We start from the raw sequence: 19664 nt of genomic DNA, 5'->3' as shown, positions 1-19664 counted from the left end.
CGGTCAGCTCACCCGGGCTGCCGACCGACGGTCAGCTCGGCGCCGCACTGGCGGATGCGGCGGTACCCGAACGCGTGGAACACGTCGAGCGGGTACGCGCGCGCGATGCGCGTGTCGACGATCAGCCGGTCGCGATGCGTGGGATCGCGTCGCACGCCGGGCAGCAGCGGCAGCGCGCGATCGAGCCGCGCGCGGCGCAGCAGCTCGCTCGCGACGAGGCGCGCCTCGCTCACCTCGCGGCCCCAGAAGAACCCGTCGTCGCCGAGCCCTTGGTAGAGCGGGAGGATCACCATCCCGTCCGAGCGCGCGCGGATCTCTCCGCGTCGATCGCGCGCGAGGAGCTGACCGCGCCGCACGCGCTCGAGGTTCGCGAAGCCCGGCGTCATCACGAACTCGTCGGCGGGTGTGATCGCGTGGCGCTCGATCACCTCGAGCACGCGCGGCAGGTGCCCGCGGCGCGAGTGGAGCAGCGCGTGGCTGCGCTCGCGCTCGCGCGCGAAGCCGTCCGACGCGATCATCCGCGACGTCTCGAGCGCGACCCAGATCGCCGCTTCGAGGTTGTCGATCGAGGCCGGATCGTCGTGCTGTCCGCCCTCGATCGTCAGCGTGATGCAGCCGTGGTGCGTGAAGTACTCGCTCATCACGCCGTCGACCTGCTCCTCGAGCCCGAGGACGATCGGCAGCGGGAAGGCGCGCGCGAACGCGCGCTGCGGGAGCGTGTCGCCGAAGAGCACGAACGGGATCCCCGCGGCGCTCGTCGTGTGCAGATCCATGAAGTAGACGGGGCCGCGCGCACGGAGGATCGCGGCCTCGATCACCTCGAGGAGCTCGTGCTGCTCGAGGTCCTCGGGGTCGTCGGCGCTGCGATCGGGGCGCGCGCGCAGCTCGCGAACCCGCGCCGGCGTCCACAGGCGATTGAGGTCCTTCGCCTGGAAGCGACGGCGCAGACGCAGCGACGCGAGGTTGCCCGCGAACGCGACGAGCTCGCCGCGGATCGCGTGCGAGGAGCCCTCGAGGCGATCGAGGACGCGGCGGCTCGCGATCGTGCCTGCGGGCTCGTTGCCGTGGATGCCGCCGACACAGATCAACGTGGGGCCCGCGTTCGCGCCGCGGAGGCGACCGACCTCGCGCGCCGCGAGCGGAGCCGTGGTCGAGTGAGCGCGCGGTGTGTCCATCGACGTCGACGCAGCCTACCGGCTCGCCGGCGATCGTCACGCGAGCGACGTGACGATCGCCACCGCGACGAGCGAGGTCGCTCGATCCGTCGGCCGCCCGCGCTACGAAACCGCGTGAATTCGCGCACTTACATCGCGCACCGCCGCGCGAGATCGCGCCGCGCGCAGCGTGTTTGAACGTCGCAGGGCTTCGTGAGACACCTCCGGCGATGCTTCGCCTGATGATCTCGGGCCTCGTCGCGCTCACCATCGCGACGATCGCGGCCTCCGCGCACGCCCAGACCCCCGCCGACGAACAAGCGCGCACGCACTTCGAGTCGGGCCGGCTCTACTTCGAGCGCGGCGAGTACGACGCTGCGCTGCGCGAGTTCGAGGCCGCGTACGAGCTCAGCCATCGCACGCAGCTGCTCTACAACATCTATCTCACGCTCGAGCGGCTCGGACGTCCCGGCGATGCCGCGGATCGCCTCGAGGCGTTCGTCGCGGCGTCCACCGAGCTCGACGCCGAGGCGCGCGCCAACTTCGAGACGCGCATCGCGAACCTGCGAGAGCGCGCGGCCGAGCTCGCGCGCGAGGACGAAGCGCGCGCCGCGCGCGAGCGCGAGACGACGCCGATCACGCCGCCGCCCGACGAAGGCATCGGCACGCTCGGCGTGATCGGGATCGCGGGGCTCGCCGCCGGCGGCGCGTCGCTGCTCGTGTTCGCGATCACCGGCGGGCTCGCGGCCGCGGAGGACTCGTCGCTCGCCGACTCGTGCGGTGAGAACGCGGGCCGCACCTGCACCGAGGACGACGTGTCGACGCTGCGCACGCTGACGACGACCGCCGACGTGACGCTCGCGATCGGGTTGGTGCTCGCGGCCGCGGGCGGGACGCTGCTCGCGATCGACCTGGCGACGACCGAGGAGGCGCCGGTCGCGATCGCGCCGATGATCGGACCGAGCGTCGCAGGCGTGCAGATCGGAGGTGCGCTGTGAAGCGCGCGATGGTGATGCTCGCGGCGCTCGCGCTCGCGGCGCTGCCGGGATGCGGGCTCCTCTTCAGCGCCGACGATCACGTCGGCGGTGGCGGCGGCATGGACGGCGGCCCCGTGGACGCGGCGATCGACGCGTCGGACGAGCCGACCGACGGCGGTGATGCGGACGGCGGCACCGACGCCGGCCCGCCGCCTCCGCCCGAGTGCACGACGTCCGCCGAGTGCGGCGCGGTCGGCCTCGTGCAGTGCGTGAACCAGCGCTGCCAGTTCTGCGCGACGCCCGAGTCGGACACGCGCGCGGTGCGCGAGAGCGCGAACGTCCGCGCGCAGATCGCGCTCGCGTTCGGCACCCGCGCGGCGGGGCCGCCGCTGGTGCACGTCGCGACGTTCGGCAACGAGATCGGCGTCGCGAGCGAGTGGCATCGCTTCGAGCTCTCGGGCAACACGATCGAGACGCGCTCGATCGACGACGCGCAGGGTGATCCCTGCTCCGGTGAGTTCCTGCCGCTCGGCGGCACGTTCCGCGACGATGGCGGCGGCAGCGTGCTGCTCGGCTATCTCGAGGGCCGACCGACGTCGACGGATTGGCAGTTCGTGCGCTGGAGCGAGAGCACCGTGCCGCGCCACAGCGCGATGGAGGGCTGCCGCGGCGTGACCGCGCCCGAGATCCTGTACGGACCGCTGGTCGCGACCGACGTCGCCAGCGGGCTCGGTCGTCGCTTCGTCGCGCGCGTCGGGACCGCCGCGGGGCCCACCGGGCTGACGAGCGTCGAGGACGCGTACGCGAACCGCCAGGTCGACGCGACGATCACCGGGCTGACCGCGGACCCGATCACCCACATCCCGCACGCGAACGGGTTCGTCGCGGTCTCGACCGCGGATCGCGGGCGCGTGATGTTCTGGAAGTCCGACGAGGAGAGCACGCTCCCCGGCGGGATCGACACGCCGGGACGCACCACCGACGCCGCGCTCGCCGTGATCGACGCGGACGACCTCCTGATGGCCTTCGGCGCCGGCGATCGAATCCGCATCGTTCCGGTGCACTGCGACGGCGGCCGGTGCGACGCGATGGGCGAGAGCGTCGACGTGCGGACCGACGGCGCGGTCGTCAGCGTCGTGCGCATCGTGATGAGCAACGCGACGATGCCGCTCGTGCTCTCGGTCGAGGCGCGCGACGGCGGGAACGATCAGGTCGTGCTGCGCGCGCTGCGTCCTTCGCGCGTGCCGTGGGACGCGCCTGGGGGCGGGCGTGCGCTCGTGCTCGACACCGCGGCCGACGGTGAGGAGATCGTCGACGCGCAGCTCGTGACCACGGGCACCGGCGCCACCGCGCATCACGCCGCGGCGTGGGTGCGTCGCAGCTCGCCGACGCGCAGCTCGGTGCTCGCGCGCCCGTTCGCGGGCGCGTGCGATCCCTGATCGACGCGCCCTACCCGCCCAGCTTCTCTTCGAGGAGCTGGGCGGCGATGCCCATGAAGTCCTCTTCGCTCAGCACCGCGACGAGGTGTCCGTCCTGCACGACCGGCAGGCACCCGATGCGATAGCGCCGCATCAGCGCGATCGCCTCGAGCGTCGGCGTGTCGGGCGTCACCGTGATCACGTCGCGACGCATGATGTCGCTCACCGGCGTGGACGCGCTGTCGGCGCGCACGCCTTCCTTCTCGCGCTCGTTGAAGTAGCGCAGCACCGCGCGATAGCTGACGAGCCCGACGAGGCGACCCTTGCCGTCCTCGACCGGCACGTGGCGGATGCGCTCCCAGCCCATGAGGTCGGCGACGAGCTCCACCGCGTCGTCGGCCTGCACGGTGAAGATGTCGGTCGTCATGTACTGCGAGACGCGGTGGTAGCTCGTCTTCGCGCTGCCGATCTCGTCGAGCCGCGCGCGCTCCCACTCCGCGACCGTACGCCCGGTCTTCTGCCGCGCGACCGTCGCCGCGACGATCGCGGTGAAGCGCTCCCCGCTCGATCCGCGCTGCTTCATCTCGCCGAGCGACTGCATGATCCAGCGCGCGCCGGTGCGCATCGTGCGCACGCGCTGCTCGACGATGCCGAGGTAGCGCGACGCGTCCTCGGGGTTCACGCCGGCGCGCGCGAGGCCGTCGCTCGCCATCGGGAGCAGTCGATCGAGCACCAGCGGCTGCGCGAGCACTTCTTCGCCGTCGAGCCAGGTGAAGCGCGCGCCGAGCCCGTTCTGCGCCGCGGCGTAGAGGTTCGCGTGCGCATGATCGAACTCCATGCGCTGCGTGATGTCCTCCTCCTGCGCGCCGAGCTCGCTCATCAGGCCGAGCCAGAACGCGGCCGTCGCGATCTCGTCGGGGATGCTCGGGCCCGAGGGCAGCACGCGCAGCTCGATGCGCAGGTGCGGCTTGCCGTTCGGCCCGATGCCGTAACACGCGCGGTTCCACCGATAGACGGTGCCGTTGTGGAGGCGCAGCGCCTTGAGCTGCGGGACCTCGCCGCGCTCGAACGTCTCGAGCGCGTTCTCGTCGAGATCGGTGCCGACCAGCGTGCGGAAGCGCGCGACGTCTTCCTTGTAGATCTCGAGGATGCTGCTGCGCACCCAGCGCTTGCCGAAGTTCACGCGCGCCTGCGCCTCGCGCAGGTGATGGCCCTTGTGGCGCGTGTCGACGGCTTGCTCGAAGAGCGCGATGCGCGTCTCGGCCCAGAGCCGACGACCGAAGAGCACCGGCGAATTCGTTGCGACCGAGAGCGCCGGCGCCGCGAGCACCTGCGCGATGTTGTAGAGGCGCGCGAAGTCCTTCGGGTCCACCTGCAGGTGCACCTGGAAGCTCGCGTTGCAGGCCTCGACCATGACCGAGTCGTGCTTGACGATGAGCTCGTCGATCCCCTTGATCGCGAAGTCGTACGCGTCGCCGCGCGCCGCGGTCATCGCGCGGTTGAGCGCGAGATAACGCGGGCTCGGCACCATGTTCTCGATGCCGAGATCGTTCTTCCGGATCGTCGGCAGGATGCCGATCAGCACCGGCATCATGTCGAGCTGATCGGTCACGCCGCGCACCTTCTCGAAGAGGTGCACCAGCTGCGCTTCCATCTTCGCGAGGCCATCGCCCGCGAAGGGCTGCGGGTCCGCGTTCATCTCGAGGTTGAAGAGGCCGAGCTCGGTCGTGAAGTGCGGATCGTCGATGCGCTCCATCACCTTCATCGCGCCGGGCGCGGGGTGATAGCTGCGGTCGACGAGGAAGAGCTCCTGCTCCGCGCCGATGCGCGGCACGCCGGTCTCGAACGCGCCGGACTCGAGCATGCGCTCGAGCGCGCGCAGATCGGTGAGGAGCGCGCGCGTGAATTGGCGGCGCGCTTCGCCCTCGAGCTCGCCCTCGACCTTCTTGTGCGTGCGCGTCTCGTTCATCGCAGCGCCTCCTCGAGGTACTTGGGCAGCATCACCCGCCACGTGGGCCAGTCGTGGTGCCAGTCGGGGCCCCAGTCGTCGACGCGGTTGGGGATGCCCTTGGCGCCGAGCACGTTCGCCATCGCCCAGCTCTCTCCGACGTTCTCCGCGCGTCCCGCGCCCGTCGCGAGCAGCACGAAGCGCTGCTTCAGCACGTCGAGGTGGAGGCCCTCGAGCGTCGGCACGAACTGCAGCGGCGAGCTGACGAAATAGTGCTCGCTGTACTGCTGCGCCTCGCTGAAGCGCATCAGGTCGTACGTGCCGCTCATCGCGATCGCGCGGTGGAAGAGATCCGGGAAGCGACACACCGCAGCGACCGAGTGGAACGCGCCGATCGACGCGCCGGCCGCCCAGATCGCGACGTCGTCGCTCTTGCAGTCCATGCGGATCGCCGGGACCACCTCGTGTTTCACGTATTGGTGGTACTGGTTCATCATCCACATGCGGTGCTCGGGAGTGCCCTCCTTCCCGAACCACACGCGCCCGGCGACCGAGTCGCACGAGTAGACTTTGATCTTCCCGGCCGTGATCAGCGGCTCGAGCGCGCGGATCAATTGCCAGCGCTCGATCTCCTCCGCGTCGCCCCCCGCGGTGGGGAAGACGAGCACCGGTTGTCCGTAGTGACCCCAGCGAGCCAGCGTGGCCTCGCCCCCCAAGCGCTCCGAGCGCCAGCGCGATTTCAGGAACATGCAGCGCGCCCATCATCACACGAAACGCCCCCGGAACGGCAAACCGTCGTTTCCGCCGTGACGGACGCGCTCGCGTCGCTCCAATGCGATCCTGGAGCCATGCGAGCATCGACACTTTCCTTCCTGGGCGCGCTGGCGGTCCTCGCGACGGCCTGCGGTGACGACGACACGAGCGGCACGGACGACGCGGGAGCGAGCGACGCCGGGATCGACGGCGGCGGGGGCGACGCGGGGAGCACCAGCGACGCGGGCGGCGCGGACGAGTGCATCCCGGTGCGCGCGACGACGTGGACGCTCGAGGGGCTCGACGACGTGTCGATCGGCTATCTCGCGCGGCTCGTCCCGCAGGTCGACGGCGACACCTACGACCTGTCGATCCAGTTCTATCGCTACGGCGACACCGAGTACGTCGGCACGTTCGACGTGAGCACCGGTCCCGACTCGAACCACGAGAGCTGCGCGCACTGCGTGCAGGCGTGGCACGGCACCGACCGGACGCGCGGCTTCTTCGTCACCGAGGGCTCGCTCGAGATCACCTCGGATCCCTTCGAGATGCGCCTCGCGGGCTCGCTCACCGGCGCGCGGCTGATCGAGGTGACGATCGAGGGCCCGACGCTGATGTCGGTGCCGGTGCCCGGCGGGCGCTGCCTCGTCGTCGAGGACGTGGAGTTCGATCGCACGTTCGCGCCCGAGGGCTGGACGTGCGCGACGGAGGCCTACCACGACGGCGAGACCTGCGACTGCCGCTGCGGCCCGATCGATCCCGACTGCTACGAGGACCTGCCGGTCGAAGGCTGCTTCCCGGGCGAGGTCTGCGTCGGGGTGCCGAACCAGGAGATCATCCGCATCGACGGCGCGTGCAAGGAGCGCTGCGATCGCGCGACCGGCGACGCGTGCGACGTCGGCGTGTGCTCGTTCGGCCCGAACAACGTCGACGTGTGCGTCTCGGAGCTGGAGGACTGGGATCCCGAGGCCGACATCGGCGAGACCTGCGCCGAGGGCGCGGGCTTCTGCGCGATCGACGAGGGCGGGTTCGTGCGCGGCGTGTGCGACATCCACGACCGCAACGATCGCGAGTGCAAGCCCACCTGCGACGAGGACTCCGACTGCAACCTCGCGGTGTTCGAGCGCTGCTACACGATCACCGCCGGCTGGCCGCCCGAGGGCTTCTGCTCGCCGCGTTATCCGATCGACTGGACCTGCAGCGGCGATCGCTACGAGGACGGCACGTACTGCGACTGCGAGTGCGGCGTGTTCGATCCCGACTGCTACGACAGCACGCGCGCGGTGCGCGGCTGCGGCGACGGCGAGACCTGCGTCGACGGCGCGTCGTGCGAGCCGATCCCGGCGAACGACACCTGCGCCGCCGCGATCCCGCTGACGCCCGGCACGCCGGTCACCGGCACCACGCTCGGCGCGCTCACGCAGTACACCGCGGCGACGCCGTGCGTGACCTCGGAGCAGCAGGGCCCCGACGTCGCGTACTCGATCGCGCTCACCGCGGGACAGACGCTCACCGTCACCGCGACGCCGACCGAGCACAACCTCGCGCTCTCGCTGCGCGGCCCGGGGGCGGCGAGCGTGTGCGACACCGCGGCGTCGTGCGTCGCGGGCGTCGACGCGAACGAGCGCGCGATGGCCGAGACGCTCACGTACACCGCGACCACCGCGGGCACGTACTACGTGATCGTCGACTCGTTCTGGAGCGGCGAGCACGGCGAGTTCACGCTGAACGCGACGCTCACGCCGTGATCGACTCGAGGCGGCGATCCTGGGTGATCGCCGCCTCGTTCGCCGTCACTCCCAGCGACAGCCTTCGGCCCGGAGGCACTCGGACTCGGTCGCTCGGAAGTCGCAGTCGAGCGGCCTGCCCTGACAGCCGTCGGTCCACACGCAGTCGAGCTGGAACGCGCAGCTCCCCTCGCCGACCTTCGTGCTGCACGCGGCCGGGAACCCGGAGCACCTGCCGTCGCTCCAGTCGCAGCCGTCCATGCCGCCGCACTCGCCCGGGGTGAAGATCGCCGAGCACGAGCGCGGCACACCGGAGCACTCGCCGTCGGGGAAGCAGCCGTCCTGATCTTCGCAGTGGCCGGCGAAGAGATCGCAGCTGTCGGCGACGCCGCGGCACGTGGGCTCACCGGAGTCGGGAGGGCCCGCGTCGCCCGACCCGCCGCCACCGGGCCCGTCGTCGTCACCGCCGCAGGCGCTCGCGAGCGCGAGCAGGAGAACGACAACCGAGGTTCGGATGGTTGGAGAGATTCGCATCGGCGGACGATGCGCGGCCGCCGCGATCGGCGTCAAGCGTCATCGCGGAGGCTCGACGGAGCGCGAGGCTTCGGCGTCGAGGATGTGCATGGTGCGCTCGTAGAGCGCGAGCGCGGTCTCGTGGTCCCGCGCGATGCACACGAGGCCGAGCTTGCCGTGCTCGGAGAGCGCACCGATCAGGTTGAAGACGACGCCCTCCTGCGTGGTCTCGTCGAAGTGCAGGCCGTTCTCGACCAGCACGTCGACGAGATCCTCGGGGATGAAGCGCCGGTACTCGGGGCGCACGAGGTTGTCGGTCGCGTAGTAGCAGCGCGGCTGGCCGAGCGGCGTGACGAACTCGCCGCTCGCCTCGTCGTAGCGGCCGTCCGTCAGGAACTGCAGCATCTGGAACGGCAGCGTGGTGCCGCCCTTGCGCAGGTTGATCTCGATCGCCGCGAGGTCCCACGCGCCGTCGCGCCAGACCGCGACGAAGTCGACGGCGAAGCGACCCAGCACGCCGCGCGCGCGCAGCACCTCGCCGATGCGTCGACCTGCCTCGTGAAGCGCCGCGCGGTACGCGCCGTCGGCGGGGAACGTGCTGCCGAGGAACACCTGGCCGCTCGGTCCGCCGAGCACTTGATCGTGCGTCGAGATCAGCTCGAGCCCGGAGGTCGGCGTCACGCGCAGCTGCACCGACGGTGAGCGCTTCACCTCGCCCTCGATCCACGCCTCGACGATGCCGCCCATCCCGGCGAACTTCGCGAAGAACGTCTCGGGCGTCTCGCCCGCGGCCTCGCAGCGCAGCTTCTGCACGAGCGCGTCGCGCAGCCAGTGCTCGATCGTGCCGAGCTCGCTCGGTGCCTCGTCGAGCTCGAGGATCGCGTTGCCCTCGCCGGAGAATCCTTCTTCGAGCTTCACGACCACGCGCCGCAGCGCGGGCTCTTCGCGACGCATCGCCGCGATCGCCGCCGCGACGTCGTGCACGTCGCGCAGGTTCTCGTAGCCCTTCGGGCACGGCACGCCGGCCTCGCGGAAGATCGTGCGGCTGCCCGACTTGCTGCCGAGCGGCGAGAGCGCGGGATCGCAGCCGTAGAGCGGGATGTCGAGCTGCACTGCGAGCGTGCGCTCGCGATCCGTCGTGTTGAAGCACGAGAGGTGCGCGAGCTTCGGATCACCGATCGCCTCGCGGATGCGCGCGAGCAGGCGCGGGCGCTCGAGGATCTTGTCGCTGAGCGCGCGCGGCGCGCCGTCGTACGCCGAGAGCATCACGAGGCGCTTGCGCGCGTGGCTCGCGGGCACGCCGCCGAGGAGGTTCAGGTAGTAGTCGATGATCACGGGCGCGATCGGCTGGCTCGTCACGTAGACGATGCGCGTGCGCGGCAGGCGCAGGAACATGAGCATCCCGAGCTGCCGCTCCTCATAGTGCTGCGCGCCGGAGATCTTCGCGAGCACGTCGGTGTCGAGGCTCATGCTCGGGACGACGACGATGGTGCGCGGCGCGGCCGGGTGGCTGAACACGTCGCGGAACATCGGCCCGAGGCGGCTCTGCAGCTGCGCGAAGCGGAGGCGCTCTTCGTCGCTTCCGGGAACGGGGTCGAGAATCACGGTGCGGGTATGTACGCACCGCGATCACGGTCACGAGTCGCGCCGGTCCTCGAGCAGGAAGTCGATGAACGCGCGCACCCGCGTGGGGAGACGGCGCCCGTGGGGATGGAGCAGGTTGAAGGGTCGCGAGGGGCCACGCAGCGCGGGCAGCACCTCGACGAGACGTCCCTCCGCGAGCGGCTGCTCCACCACGAAGCGATACGTCTGGAAGATGCCCGCGCCCGCGAGCGCGAGCGTGACGCCGCCGAGCACGTCGTCGGAGCACGCGTAGCTGCCGCGCGTCTCGACCTCGACGTCGGTGCCGTCGATGCGCAGCGGCCACGGGATGTGGCGCCCGCTGCTCGGCAGCTCGAACTGGATGCACTCGTGCGCGTGCAGATCGTCGGCGCAGCGGGGCGTGCCGGCGCGCGCGAGGTACGCGGGTGACGCGACGAGCACGAGCTCCGCGTCCTCGAGCTTGCGCACGACCAGCGACGAGTCGCGCTGCGCGCGCACGCGGATCGCGACGTCGTAGTCGTCGTGCGCGAACGTGACGTTGCGGTTGCTGACGTGGACGTCGACGCGCACGCCGGGATGGCGCGCGCGGAACGCGGGCAGGCGTGGCAGCAGGCGATGGTGGCCGTAGGTCGTCGGCACGCTGACGCGCACGAGACCGGTCGGCGTGCTCTGCCGGCCGCTCACGTCGCGCTCGGCGTCGGCGATCTGCGAGAGCGCGCGGCGGCAGCTCTGCGCGTACGTCGCGCCCGCGTCGGTGAGGCGGATGCGGCGCGTGGTGCGCACGAAGAGGCGCACGCCGAGGCGCTCCTCGAGCCGCGAGATCGAGCGGCTCACGGCGGCCGGGGTCACGCCCGCGCGCTGCGCGGCGGCGGTGAACGAGCCGAGCTCCGCGGCGGAGCAGAAGAGCTCGATCGTCCCGAGCATCACGTCGTCGAGCTTGCGATTCATGACGTCGTGGAACGAATGATGTGCGGCCCGCGCCATACCGTCGAGCGGCGCGCGAGACCAGGCTCGCTCTCGTGCAGCGCACGCATCGCGCTGCGGAGAGGACGTCATGTCGAGACACACTCCCATCACCGCCGTCGTCACCGGCGCGTCGAGCGGCATCGGGCTCGCGGTCGCGCGCGCGTTCCTGCAGCGCGGTGATCGCGTCGTGGGCAACGCGCGCGATCACGGGCGCCTCGAGGAAGCCGCGTACGCGCTCGACGCGGGCGCGCGCTTCGTGACGATCGCGGGCGACATCGCCGATCCCGCGACCTCGGCGAGGATGTTCGAGGTCGCCGAGGCCCGCTTCGGTCGGGTCGACGTGCTGGTGAACAACGCCGGCGTGTTCCTGTCGAAGCCGTTCGTCGAGTACTCCGCGAGCGACCTCGACGCGCTGCTCGCGACGAACCTGCGCGGCGCGATCCACGCGACGAAGCGGGCCGTCGAGCACATGAGCGCGCACGGAGGTGGTCACGTCGTGAACGTGACCGCGAGCATCGCGCTGCAGCCGCTCGCGGGCGTGCCCGCGGCGCTGCCGATCCTGATCAAGGGCGGGCTCAACGCGCTGACGCGGGCGCTCGCGCTCGAGCTCGCGCCGAAGAAGATCCTGGTGTCGGCGGTCGCGCCCGGCATCGTCGAGACGCCGCTCTACGCGGGCGCCGATCGCGACGCGCTGCGCACGCTGCAGCCGCTGCGGCGCATCGGCAGCGCGGAGGAGATCGCGGACGCGGTGCTGCACCTCGCCGGCGCGACGTTCACCACGGGTGTGGTCCTGCCGGTCGACGGCGGCATGAGCGCGGGGCACTGGTGATGGACGACCACGACACGATCCGCGACCTCGTCGAGACGTACTTCGACGGCTTGTTCCACGGTGACACGAATCGCCTGCGTCACACGTTCCACGCAGGCGCGCGGCTGACCGGCGTCGTGCGCGGCGCGCGCTCCGAGCGCGGGTTCGACGAGTACCTCGCGGTCGTCGCGAACCGGCGATCGCCGGAGTCGCTCGGCGAGGCGCGCGCGATGCGCATCACCGCGGTCGAGATCATCGGCGACGTCGCCGTGGTGCGCACGCGCGTCGCGATGCTGGGCTTCGACTACGTCGACGTCCTTTCGCTCGCGAGGCACGAGGGCCGATGGTCGATCGTGCACAAGCTCTTCACCCACGTGGGGTCGTGATGCCGTACGTGCTGATCCAGGTGACCGACGAGGGCGTCACGCGCGAGCAGAAGGCGGAGCTCGTGCGCGGCACGACCGACCTGCTGCAGCGCGTGCTCGGCAAGGACCCGGCGCTGACGTTCGTGGTGATCGACGAGGTCGCGACCGACGACTGGGGCGTCGCGGGCGAGCTGGTGAGCGAGCGGAGGAAGCGGGCTCCCCCGCGTTGACGCACTGCGGCAAACGCGGCGTCTCGGTGCTACACCGCGCGTCCATGACGACGACGCGATCGCTCGAGACGCCGCTCACCCGTGCCGTGGGCATCGAAGTGCCGCTCCTCTGCGGAGCGATGTACCCGTGCTCCAACCCCGAGCTGATCGCCGCGGTGAGCGACGCGGGCGGCATGGGCATCGTGCAGCCGATCTCGATGTCGTTCGTGCACGGGCACGAGCTGCGCGAGGGGCTGCGGCTGATCGCTCGCATGACCAACAAGCCGATCGGCTTCAACGCGATCGTCGAGAAGTCGTCGAAGGTCTACGAGGACCGGATGCGGCGCTGGGTCGACATCGCGCTCGAGGAAGGCGTGCGCTTCTTCGTGACCGCGCTCGGCAATCCGCGCTGGGTCGTCGAGAAGGTCCACGCGGTGGGCGGCACCGTCTATCACGACGTCACGAGCCGCAAGTGGGCGGAGCGCGCGCTCGAGGGCGGCGTCGACGGATTCATCGCGGTGAACGCGCGAGCGGGCGGGCACGCGGGCGATCAGACGCCGGAGAAGCTGCTCGAGGAGCTCGCGCCGCTCGGCAAGCCCGTGGTGTGCGCGGGCGGTGTCGGCGACGAGCGCGCGTTCACGCGCATGCTCGCGCTCGGCTACGCGGGCGTGCAGATGGGCACCCGCTTCATCGCGACCGAGGAGTGCCGCGCGCACGCGGACTACAAGGACGCGATCGTGCGCGCGCACGCCGATCAGGTCGTGCTCACGGAGAAGATCAGCGGCGTGCCGGTCGCGGTGATCGAGACGTCGTACGTGAAGGCGGTGGGCACGAAGGCGGGATGGCTGAGCAAGCGCCTGCTGCGTCACCCCAAGGGCAAGCACTGGATGCGCACGTTCTATACGATGCGCTCGGTATGGCAGCTGAAGCGCGCGTCGCTCGAGGGCAGCGGCTACCAGCAGTACTTCCAGGCGGGCAAGAGCGTCGACGGGATCGAGCGCGTCGAGCCGGCGGGCGACGTGGTGCGTCGCTTCGCGGACGCCGCGCGGCAGATGGACGCGCTCGCGGCGGAGTGATCGCGCTGGCCCTGCTGGCGCTCGGCTGCGGCGGCGCGCGCGTGCGCGAGGTGCGGCCCGAGGTCGCGGAGGAAGCGACGCTCGGGCCCTGGGCGCCCGGCCCGTACGTCGCGGGCGATCCGGTGTGGCTCGAGCTGCCGCAGCGTCCGCTCGGAGGATGCCGGAACGGGCTGCCGGAGCTGACGCGCGCGCCGCGCGAGGACGGCACGATCGAGCTCGTCCTCTCGGCGGTGCCCGAGGGCGTGTGCCCGGTCGTGATGCGCAGCGGGAGCGCGAGGCTGATGCGCGTGGGCGAGCTCGACGCCGGGCGCTACGTCGTGCGCTGTGGCGACCCCGAGTGCGCGGGCCACGAGACGTCGTTCGACGTCCTGCCGGCGGGCGGCGACGTCGAGCCGCTCGCGACGCACTGGCGTGTGCGCATCGCAGTCGCGCAGGCACACCAGCCGGGCACGTGCATGGGCATGCCGGGACCGCCGGTCGACCGGCCCGACGATCCGCTGCGCTCGCTGCGCGAGCGCGATCCGCGGCTCCATCGACAGCTCCAGCGCGCGTACCCGGGGCAGAGCCCGGACGCGCTGATCGAGGCGGCGAGCGGCATCGACGTCGTGCAGCGCAGCGAGGACGACTGGGAGTACGGCTACACCGACGGGCGCTGCTGCCACATCCGCGAGATGGGCGGCCACGCGCACGTCGAGCGCGACGGGACGATCCGCGTCGACGAGCCGCGCGAGCACGAGTCGCGCGACGTCGACTGCTGATCACCGGCGCGGAACGCTCGTCACGCGGGAGATCGCCGGCTATCAACGCCGGATGTCGAAACTTCGATCCTCTTTCATCGGCCTCGCGTGCGTGCTCGCCCTCGGGGCGTGCGGCGACGACGACGGCCCGAGCGATGCCGCGACGCGGTTCGACGCGTGCGCTTGCGACGCCGGCTCGCCCGAAGATGCCGGCACGCACGATGCGGCCACGAGCGATGCGGCCACGAGCGATGCGGCCACGAGCGACGCGGCCACGAGCGATGCGGCCGCGAGCGATGCCGCGACCGCCGACACGACCGACGTCACGCTGACGTACGGCGATCACACCGAGACGCTCGATCGCGCGTGGATGGGCTACGTGCGGAGCGGCGACGAGATCGTCGGGCTCTACTTCGAGATCAACCGCGGCGCCGACGACGCGTGCCCGTCCGCGACCTCGCCCGTGCCGCAGCAGATCCTGACGATCGACGGCTTCGGCCTCGGCACGCCGGGCACGCAGACGTACGCGGACGGCGTGCGCGTGCAGTTCTTCGACTTCGAGGGCGCGTTCTTCGAGGAGATCGCGCCGAAGACCGCGACCGACGCGACGGTCGTGGTGAGCGCGCTCGACGTCGAGGCGGGCACCGTGGAGGGCACGGTCGAGCTCGCGTTCGACGACGGCACCGCGCGCGGCGCGTTCGTCGCGACGCACTGCGAGTCGCTCGACGGAACCGCCGACGCCGCGCGTCGCTGACGCGCTCGATCGCGTGCACGTGGGCGCGCGATCGATGCACACGCACACGCGCTGGGCCGCCCACGGGCGTGGACATCCCGCACGGTGGGCGCGCAGCGCGGATGGTGGCGGCGACGAGCGGCGCAATTCTCGACGAAACGCGGCGATTTCGGCGGTTCGGCGGGATGGCACTTCGAGTGCTCAGGGGCGCCGCCGCCGACGCCCGTCGCGTGAATCGCGTGGGCTCGGACGAGCCGCCAACCACGCGAGGATCCATGCGCCCGCCGTTCGCTCCGCTGTTCACTCCATTGCTCTTCGTCCTCGGCGCGTGCGCCGCCGGAGAAGCGCTTCCATCCGATCTCGAGGCCGAGTCGGCGACGTTCGCGCTCTCGACCGAAGGCGCCGACACACCGGCCGCGCCGGAGTGCGGGCCGTCGAGCATCACGACGCCCTCCTCGACCTCCGCGGTCTGTCGCGGACCGTGGGAGTACGAGCGCTGGGCGTTCTGCTCGATGTCGCACTCGTCGTGCGGCGCCCGGATCTGTCCGGACGGTCGCGATGGCGAGCCGCAGTACGCGACCTGCGCGCGCGAGGAGTTCGGGACCGTCACCGTGACCGAGACGGTCCCGCCCGCGCGGCGGACCGTGGCCGCGAGGTGTCACTTCGAGGGCGAGCTCGACCGCTGGATCTGCGAGATGGACCAGACCGCAGCGAACTCCGCGTGCAGGGCGTACGTCGGCGGGACCTACCGAGTCCGCGTGGTGCGACAGCCGACTCGCGCGAACCCCACCGCGGAGGTCGAGTGCTCGGGGACTCGACAAGTGACGCGGCCCCGCTCGCGCAAGGACGCTGCGTGCGGCTGCGCGGTCGATCTCGAGTACCCCGTGTGCCGCGTCCAGCACGAGGACTGCGGGCCCGACGGCACGCGCCGGTGGTCGGCCACGGGCCTGTCGCGCGCTGCAGTGATCCTGAGCGATCGCAACGGCGCGTGGAGCGCGACCGGCTCGCACGGATCGTTCTGCACGAGCGCGGACACGCTGCCGATGGGCACCGTCACCGAGGTGCGCGCGAAGTACGACCGGCTGCGCACGTCGTGGGACACCCGCACCGCGGCGCGCGCGACCTATGCGCGCAACCTTCGTCAGCTGTACGAGCTGCGCGGTGAAGCGCTCACCGAGGAGCAGCGCGCGTTCGTGCGGACGCTCTATCGCGATCATGCGGGCGCGCCGCTCGCGTGCGGCGCCGCGCCCCCGACGATCGTGCCGAGCCGCTGCACCGACACCACGTCGGCCGACGTGCGCGGCGCGCTCTTCCGCTGCAGCCGTCTCGCGATGGGCCACGTGCCGGCCGTCGTCGATGCGCTCGAGCTCGCGAGCTGCGCCGATGCGCTCGAGCGTGCGAGCACGATGCCCGCGGACTGCGGCGCGAGCTCGGCGCGCACCTCGCTGCGCCAGAGCACGACGACGATCGCGGCGCGCGCGCTCTCGCTCGTCGAGCACCCGACGGCGGGGCTCGGCAATTTCGATCGCCAGCTCTACCTGCTCGATCGATGGGATACGGCGATGCGCGCGAGCTACGCCGCCGACGGTCCGACCGACGCGCTGCGCGTCGAGCAGCGCGGGATCCGCAGCGAGATGCTCGGTCGGTTCTGGCGCCACGGCATGGCGCGCCGCGACGTCCTGGACGCGCTGACGGCGGGTGGAGCCCTCGAGAGCGCGCTGGTGACCGTCTCGGATCGCGCGTTCGCGCTCGATCGTGAGGTGCTGGTCGCTGCGCACACGCGCGTGGCGTCGCTGCCCGCGGTGGTGATCGGAGGCGTGACCGTCGCGCCCGCGATCACGCTGAATCGCGCGCCGATGCGCGGCCCGGTGCTGCTGATGATCACCGCGGACGCGCTGACCGGGCTCGACGAGCGCCTGTCGGACCTCGCGGCGCTGCACGACTTCGCGTGTCAGTTCGCGCGCTGCGACACGCGCGAGTCGCCGACCCGGCTCGCACGCTTCTTCTCGGTGATCGCCGCGCTCGATCACGAGCCGACGCTCGGCGCGGAGCTCGAGGCGCTCCCCTCGGCCGAGGCCCTCGACGGCTGGCGCACCGCCTTCGCGGCGATGCGCGGACAGCACGCGGCCTTCGCGACCGCGATGCGCGACGCGGGGCTCGCGCTGCCGCTCGCCGACGTCGATGCGACGAGCGACGTCGCGCCCGAAGCGGCAGCGATCGCGCGCATCGTGCTGCTCGCGGAGCGCCGCAGCGCGGCGTTCGCGGCGATCGGCCTCCTCGATCCGATCGACCGGCGCACGCTCTACGCCGGCGTGAACGATCGCCAGCGCGAGACGGTGCTGACGTCGATGCGGAGCGCGATGGGCCGCCTCGAGCAGAACACGCGCGAGTACCGGGAGGATCTCGCGGACATCGTCGGCGGGCTCGTCGACCAGGTGGGCAACGAGGATGCGCTCGCGCAGATCGACGTGCGCGTCGCGCGCATCGCGCGCGACATCGATCTCGCGACGCAGGACATCGCCGGTCTGCACGCGAGCGCCTCCGAGGAGGACGTGCGCTTCGGTGAGCTCGGCGCCGCGCTCACCGGGATCTCGAGCGCGCTCGACGAAGGACAGTTCGTCCAGGTCGGCGACGTCACGCGGCTCGCGCTCGACGGCACCGCGGCGCGCTGGACGTCGGGGCGCGTCGATCTCGGCGCGCACTCGGTCGCGACGATCCAGCCGGAGCAGGGCGAGCTGGTCGTGCTCGCGCCGAGCGGCGTGTGGTCGCCGACCTGCGCGCTCCGTGCGCTCGAGGTGCAGGGGCCCGGAGGCGGCTCGCAGCGCCTCGACGTCGAGGGCATCACGATCGGGCCCGAGGGCTTCTCGCTGGTGGTCAGCGACGGCGAGACGCAGGCGCGGAGCGCGTCGGAGCAGAGCACCTCGACCGAGACGTTCAGCGTCGGCGTGCAGGCCTCGGTGTGCGCAGGCGGCAGCTACATGTACGGCAGCGCGACGGTCTGCGCGACGACGGGAAAGAGCTGGGCGTGGGGCAGCGAGACCGCCGAGGGCCACTCGGGCGAGCACAGCACGAGCTGGTCGTCGCAGTTCGCGTCGGGCCTGCGGCTCGAAGGAACGCCGTTCCCCGAGCTCCCCGCGGGCAGCCTGCTCGTCGTCGAGACGGCGCGCGGTGACGGCGTGATCCGTGACGTGCACGTCGTGCGCGCGCCGTACACGCAGATCCTCGTCTCGTCCGCGGCTGATCTCTACGTGATCGCGAACGACGTCGACTGCGGGAATCGCGAGGACACGACGCACGCGCTCAGCGTCGACGTGCGCCGGTTCCAGAGCGAGACGGCGCTCGCGAGCGCCGTCATCACGCAGATGGGCGAGACGCTCACGGCGGTGCGCGCGCTCGAGCCCCAGCTCGTCGCACAGGGCTCGATCCTCCCGTCGCAGATGGGTGCGCTGCGGAGCGAAGCGCTCGTCGATCTCCAGACCCGCGCCGGTCGTTCGTACGCGACCCTGCCCGCGCCGCTCGCGGGCCTCTTCGAGGCGTTCCTCGATCGCGAGATCGTGCGCCTCGAGCGCGCAGTGCAGATCGCCGCGCTCGACCGCCAGATCGACGCGCTCGCGCTCGAGCTCGAAGCGCTGCGGCAGGAGCGCCTGCTCGTCGAGCACCACGGCCGGCTGACGCAGCTCGTGCCCACGTGGACGCTTCGCAACCTGGGTGGCGAGCGCCTCCGCGACTCGGCGCGCGATCTCGCGTCGCAGTCGCGTCGCTATCTCTATCCCGTGCTCGACCTCTGGTACCCGGAGGTGCTCGACGAGCTCGACATCGCGGAGGCTGCGGAGCCGCTGCTCTCGGCGGGGCCCTCGAGCAGCACGCTCGACCTCGTCTCCGACGTGCGCGCGGTGCTCGACGCCACGCTGTCGCGGCTCGAGGCCGCGACCCCGGGCTACAAGGAGACGGCACAGCGCCCGATCATCGCGGTGAGCTTCGTGCGGCCGGACGTCGTCGCCGATCCGTTCACGCCGATCTCGAGCCTGCCCAAGGCGGACGAGCAGCGCAGCGCGACGCTCTGGTCCGACGTGCAGTCGCTCTCGACCGGCACGATCACGATCCGCCCCGAGGACCTCTACACGCGCTTCGGCGGCGCGGGCGGTCTGCTCGCGTGCACCGAGGCCGTGCCGGTCGTGCAGCGCATGGCGCTCTTCGTGGTGCGCCCTGGCGGCGTCACGGACACCGAGGATCTCAACGACGAACGGCGCTTCCTGACGGGACGCGCGTCGGTGACCCAGCCGTTCGCCGAGACCTCGGGCCCCGTCACGTACACCCTCGGCAACGCGATCTGGCAGCAGTTCCAGATCCCCGTGCTCTACGGCTCGTACACCGGCGCGCTGTCGACGTTCGTGCAGCGTGCGATCACGTCGGGCGCTGCCGAGCTTCCCGAGGGCGCCGTCGGGCTCTCGCCGTTCGGCAGCATGGAGATCGACTTCCAGGGTCTGCAGCAGCTGCGGAGCGGCGCGCTCGGAGACGGGATCACCACGCCCGGCACCGAAGCGACGGAGATCGTGCTCGTGATGCAGATCGACTCGCGCAGCACCGCCGCACCGCTCTCGTGGGTCCCGCAGTGCGCGCCCTGAGCCGATGACCCGACGCGAGGCGGCGGCGTCGTCGCCGCCTCGCTCTCCATTTC

16 protein-coding genes are annotated in these 19664 nt (G+C 71.6%); 10 read left to right on the top strand and 6 right to left on the bottom strand.

Features of this window, described 5'->3' with window-relative positions; genetic code table 11:
* Nucleotides 1-8: 8 nt before the first annotated feature.
* Nucleotides 9-1175 carry a succinylglutamate desuccinylase/aspartoacylase family protein gene (locus DB32_RS03665; protein WP_053231026.1) on the bottom strand — a complete coding sequence of 389 codons (1167 nt, stop codon included), beginning with the start codon at nt 1173-1175 and terminating at the stop codon, nt 9-11.
* 209 nt (nt 1176-1384) lie between these two features.
* Between DB32_RS03665 and DB32_RS03660 the strand changes: the two genes are divergently transcribed.
* Together DB32_RS03660 and DB32_RS03655 are read left to right on the top strand one after the other, a co-directional pair.
* A complete protein-coding gene (locus DB32_RS03660; protein ID WP_053231025.1) occupies nt 1385-2152 on the top strand; it encodes a hypothetical protein in 768 nt (255 codons plus the stop codon).
* Complete coding sequence (locus DB32_RS03655; RefSeq protein WP_053231024.1) at nt 2149-3570, top strand: hypothetical protein; 1422 nt, start codon at nt 2149-2151, stop codon at nt 3568-3570. Before DB32_RS03660 ends, DB32_RS03655 begins: the two co-directional genes overlap by 4 nt.
* Nucleotides 3571-3580: 10 nt before the next feature.
* Here DB32_RS03655 and DB32_RS03650 read toward each other — a convergent pair whose 3' ends face one another.
* A complete protein-coding gene (locus DB32_RS03650; protein ID WP_053231023.1) occupies nt 3581-5518 on the bottom strand; it encodes a CBS domain-containing protein in 1938 nt (645 codons plus the stop codon).
* Entirely contained in the window at nt 5515-6165 is a 651-nt protein-coding gene (locus DB32_RS03645; protein WP_205627020.1) for an esterase family protein, read from the bottom strand. The genes DB32_RS03650 and DB32_RS03645 overlap by 4 nt, the downstream gene beginning before the upstream one ends.
* Before the next feature lie 180 nt (nt 6166-6345).
* Between DB32_RS03645 and DB32_RS03640 the strand changes: the two genes are divergently transcribed.
* Complete coding sequence (locus DB32_RS03640) at nt 6346-7998, top strand: pre-peptidase C-terminal domain-containing protein (protein ID WP_053231021.1); 1653 nt, start codon at nt 6346-6348, stop codon at nt 7996-7998.
* Between the two features lie 45 nt (nt 7999-8043).
* On the opposite strand, the gene DB32_RS03635 is transcribed toward DB32_RS03640, so the two are convergent.
* From DB32_RS03635 to DB32_RS03625, 3 genes are read right to left on the bottom strand one after another with little or no spacing between them, the layout of a single operon-like run.
* Entirely contained in the window at nt 8044-8511 is a 468-nt protein-coding gene (locus tag DB32_RS03635) for a hypothetical protein (protein ID WP_157068683.1), read from the bottom strand.
* 39 nt (nt 8512-8550) lie between these two features.
* Complete coding sequence (locus DB32_RS03630; RefSeq protein ID WP_053231019.1) at nt 8551-10095, bottom strand: peptide ligase PGM1-related protein; 1545 nt, start codon at nt 10093-10095, stop codon at nt 8551-8553.
* Between the two features lie 30 nt (nt 10096-10125).
* Nucleotides 10126-11040: a LysR family transcriptional regulator gene (locus tag DB32_RS03625; protein ID WP_053238670.1), complete on the bottom strand. Its 915-nt coding sequence runs from the start codon at nt 11038-11040 to the stop codon at nt 10126-10128.
* A 106-nt stretch (nt 11041-11146) separates the two neighbouring features.
* Between DB32_RS03625 and DB32_RS03620 the strand changes: the two genes are divergently transcribed.
* The 7 genes from DB32_RS03620 to DB32_RS03590 all read left to right on the top strand — a co-directional run bounded on the left by DB32_RS03620 (nt 11147) and on the right by DB32_RS03590 (nt 19611).
* Entirely contained in the window at nt 11147-11887 is a 741-nt protein-coding gene (locus DB32_RS03620) for an SDR family NAD(P)-dependent oxidoreductase (RefSeq protein WP_053231018.1), read from the top strand.
* Nucleotides 11887-12252 (top strand): nuclear transport factor 2 family protein, encoded by a 366-nt coding sequence (locus DB32_RS03615; RefSeq protein ID WP_053231017.1) that lies wholly within the window; start codon nt 11887-11889, stop codon nt 12250-12252. The genes DB32_RS03620 and DB32_RS03615 overlap by 1 nt, the downstream gene beginning before the upstream one ends.
* Nucleotides 12252-12461 carry a tautomerase family protein gene (locus DB32_RS03610; protein WP_053231016.1) on the top strand — a complete coding sequence of 70 codons (210 nt, stop codon included), beginning with the start codon at nt 12252-12254 and terminating at the stop codon, nt 12459-12461. The genes DB32_RS03615 and DB32_RS03610 overlap by 1 nt, the downstream gene beginning before the upstream one ends.
* A 44-nt stretch (nt 12462-12505) precedes the next feature.
* Nucleotides 12506-13516, top strand: coding sequence for an NAD(P)H-dependent flavin oxidoreductase (locus DB32_RS03605; protein ID WP_053231015.1), 1011 nt, complete (start codon nt 12506-12508; stop codon nt 13514-13516).
* Entirely contained in the window at nt 13513-14274 is a 762-nt protein-coding gene (locus DB32_RS03600) for a hypothetical protein (protein WP_053231014.1), read from the top strand. The genes DB32_RS03605 and DB32_RS03600 overlap by 4 nt, the downstream gene beginning before the upstream one ends.
* A gap of 52 nt (nt 14275-14326) precedes the next feature.
* Complete coding sequence (locus tag DB32_RS03595; protein WP_157068682.1) at nt 14327-15007, top strand: hypothetical protein; 681 nt, start codon at nt 14327-14329, stop codon at nt 15005-15007.
* 254 nt (nt 15008-15261) lie between these two features.
* The gene (locus tag DB32_RS03590; RefSeq protein WP_157068681.1) at nt 15262-19611 is read left to right on the top strand and encodes a hypothetical protein; all 4350 of its coding nucleotides are present in this window, start codon (nt 15262-15264) and stop codon (nt 19609-19611) included.
* Nucleotides 19612-19664 lie beyond the last annotated feature (53 nt).

The sequence above is a fragment of the Sandaracinus amylolyticus genome (assembly GCF_000737325.1).
Lineage (GTDB): Bacteria > Myxococcota_A > Polyangia > Polyangiales > Sandaracinaceae > Sandaracinus > Sandaracinus amylolyticus.
This window is presented reverse-complemented; position numbering and strand designations above follow the sequence as displayed.

Coding starts and splice junctions, on each gene's coding strand:
- DB32_RS03665 (WP_053231026.1), bottom strand. CDS start 1,175: ATGGACACACCGCGCGCTCACTCGACCACGGCTCCGCTCGCGGCGCGC.
- DB32_RS03660 (WP_053231025.1), top strand. CDS start 1,385: ATGCTTCGCCTGATGATCTCGGGCCTCGTCGCGCTCACCATCGCGACG.
- DB32_RS03650 (WP_053231023.1), bottom strand. CDS start 5,518: ATGAACGAGACGCGCACGCACAAGAAGGTCGAGGGCGAGCTCGAGGGC.
- DB32_RS03640 (WP_053231021.1), top strand. CDS start 6,346: ATGCGAGCATCGACACTTTCCTTCCTGGGCGCGCTGGCGGTCCTCGCG.
- DB32_RS03635 (WP_157068683.1), bottom strand. CDS start 8,511: ATGCGAATCTCTCCAACCATCCGAACCTCGGTTGTCGTTCTCCTGCTC.
- DB32_RS03625 (WP_053238670.1), bottom strand. CDS start 11,040: ATGAATCGCAAGCTCGACGACGTGATGCTCGGGACGATCGAGCTCTTC.
- DB32_RS03620 (WP_053231018.1), top strand. CDS start 11,147: ATGTCGAGACACACTCCCATCACCGCCGTCGTCACCGGCGCGTCGAGC.
- DB32_RS03615 (WP_053231017.1), top strand. CDS start 11,887: ATGGACGACCACGACACGATCCGCGACCTCGTCGAGACGTACTTCGAC.
- DB32_RS03610 (WP_053231016.1), top strand. CDS start 12,252: ATGCCGTACGTGCTGATCCAGGTGACCGACGAGGGCGTCACGCGCGAG.
- DB32_RS03605 (WP_053231015.1), top strand. CDS start 12,506: ATGACGACGACGCGATCGCTCGAGACGCCGCTCACCCGTGCCGTGGGC.
- DB32_RS03595 (WP_157068682.1), top strand. CDS start 14,327: ATGTCGAAACTTCGATCCTCTTTCATCGGCCTCGCGTGCGTGCTCGCC.
- DB32_RS03590 (WP_157068681.1), top strand. CDS start 15,262: ATGCGCCCGCCGTTCGCTCCGCTGTTCACTCCATTGCTCTTCGTCCTC.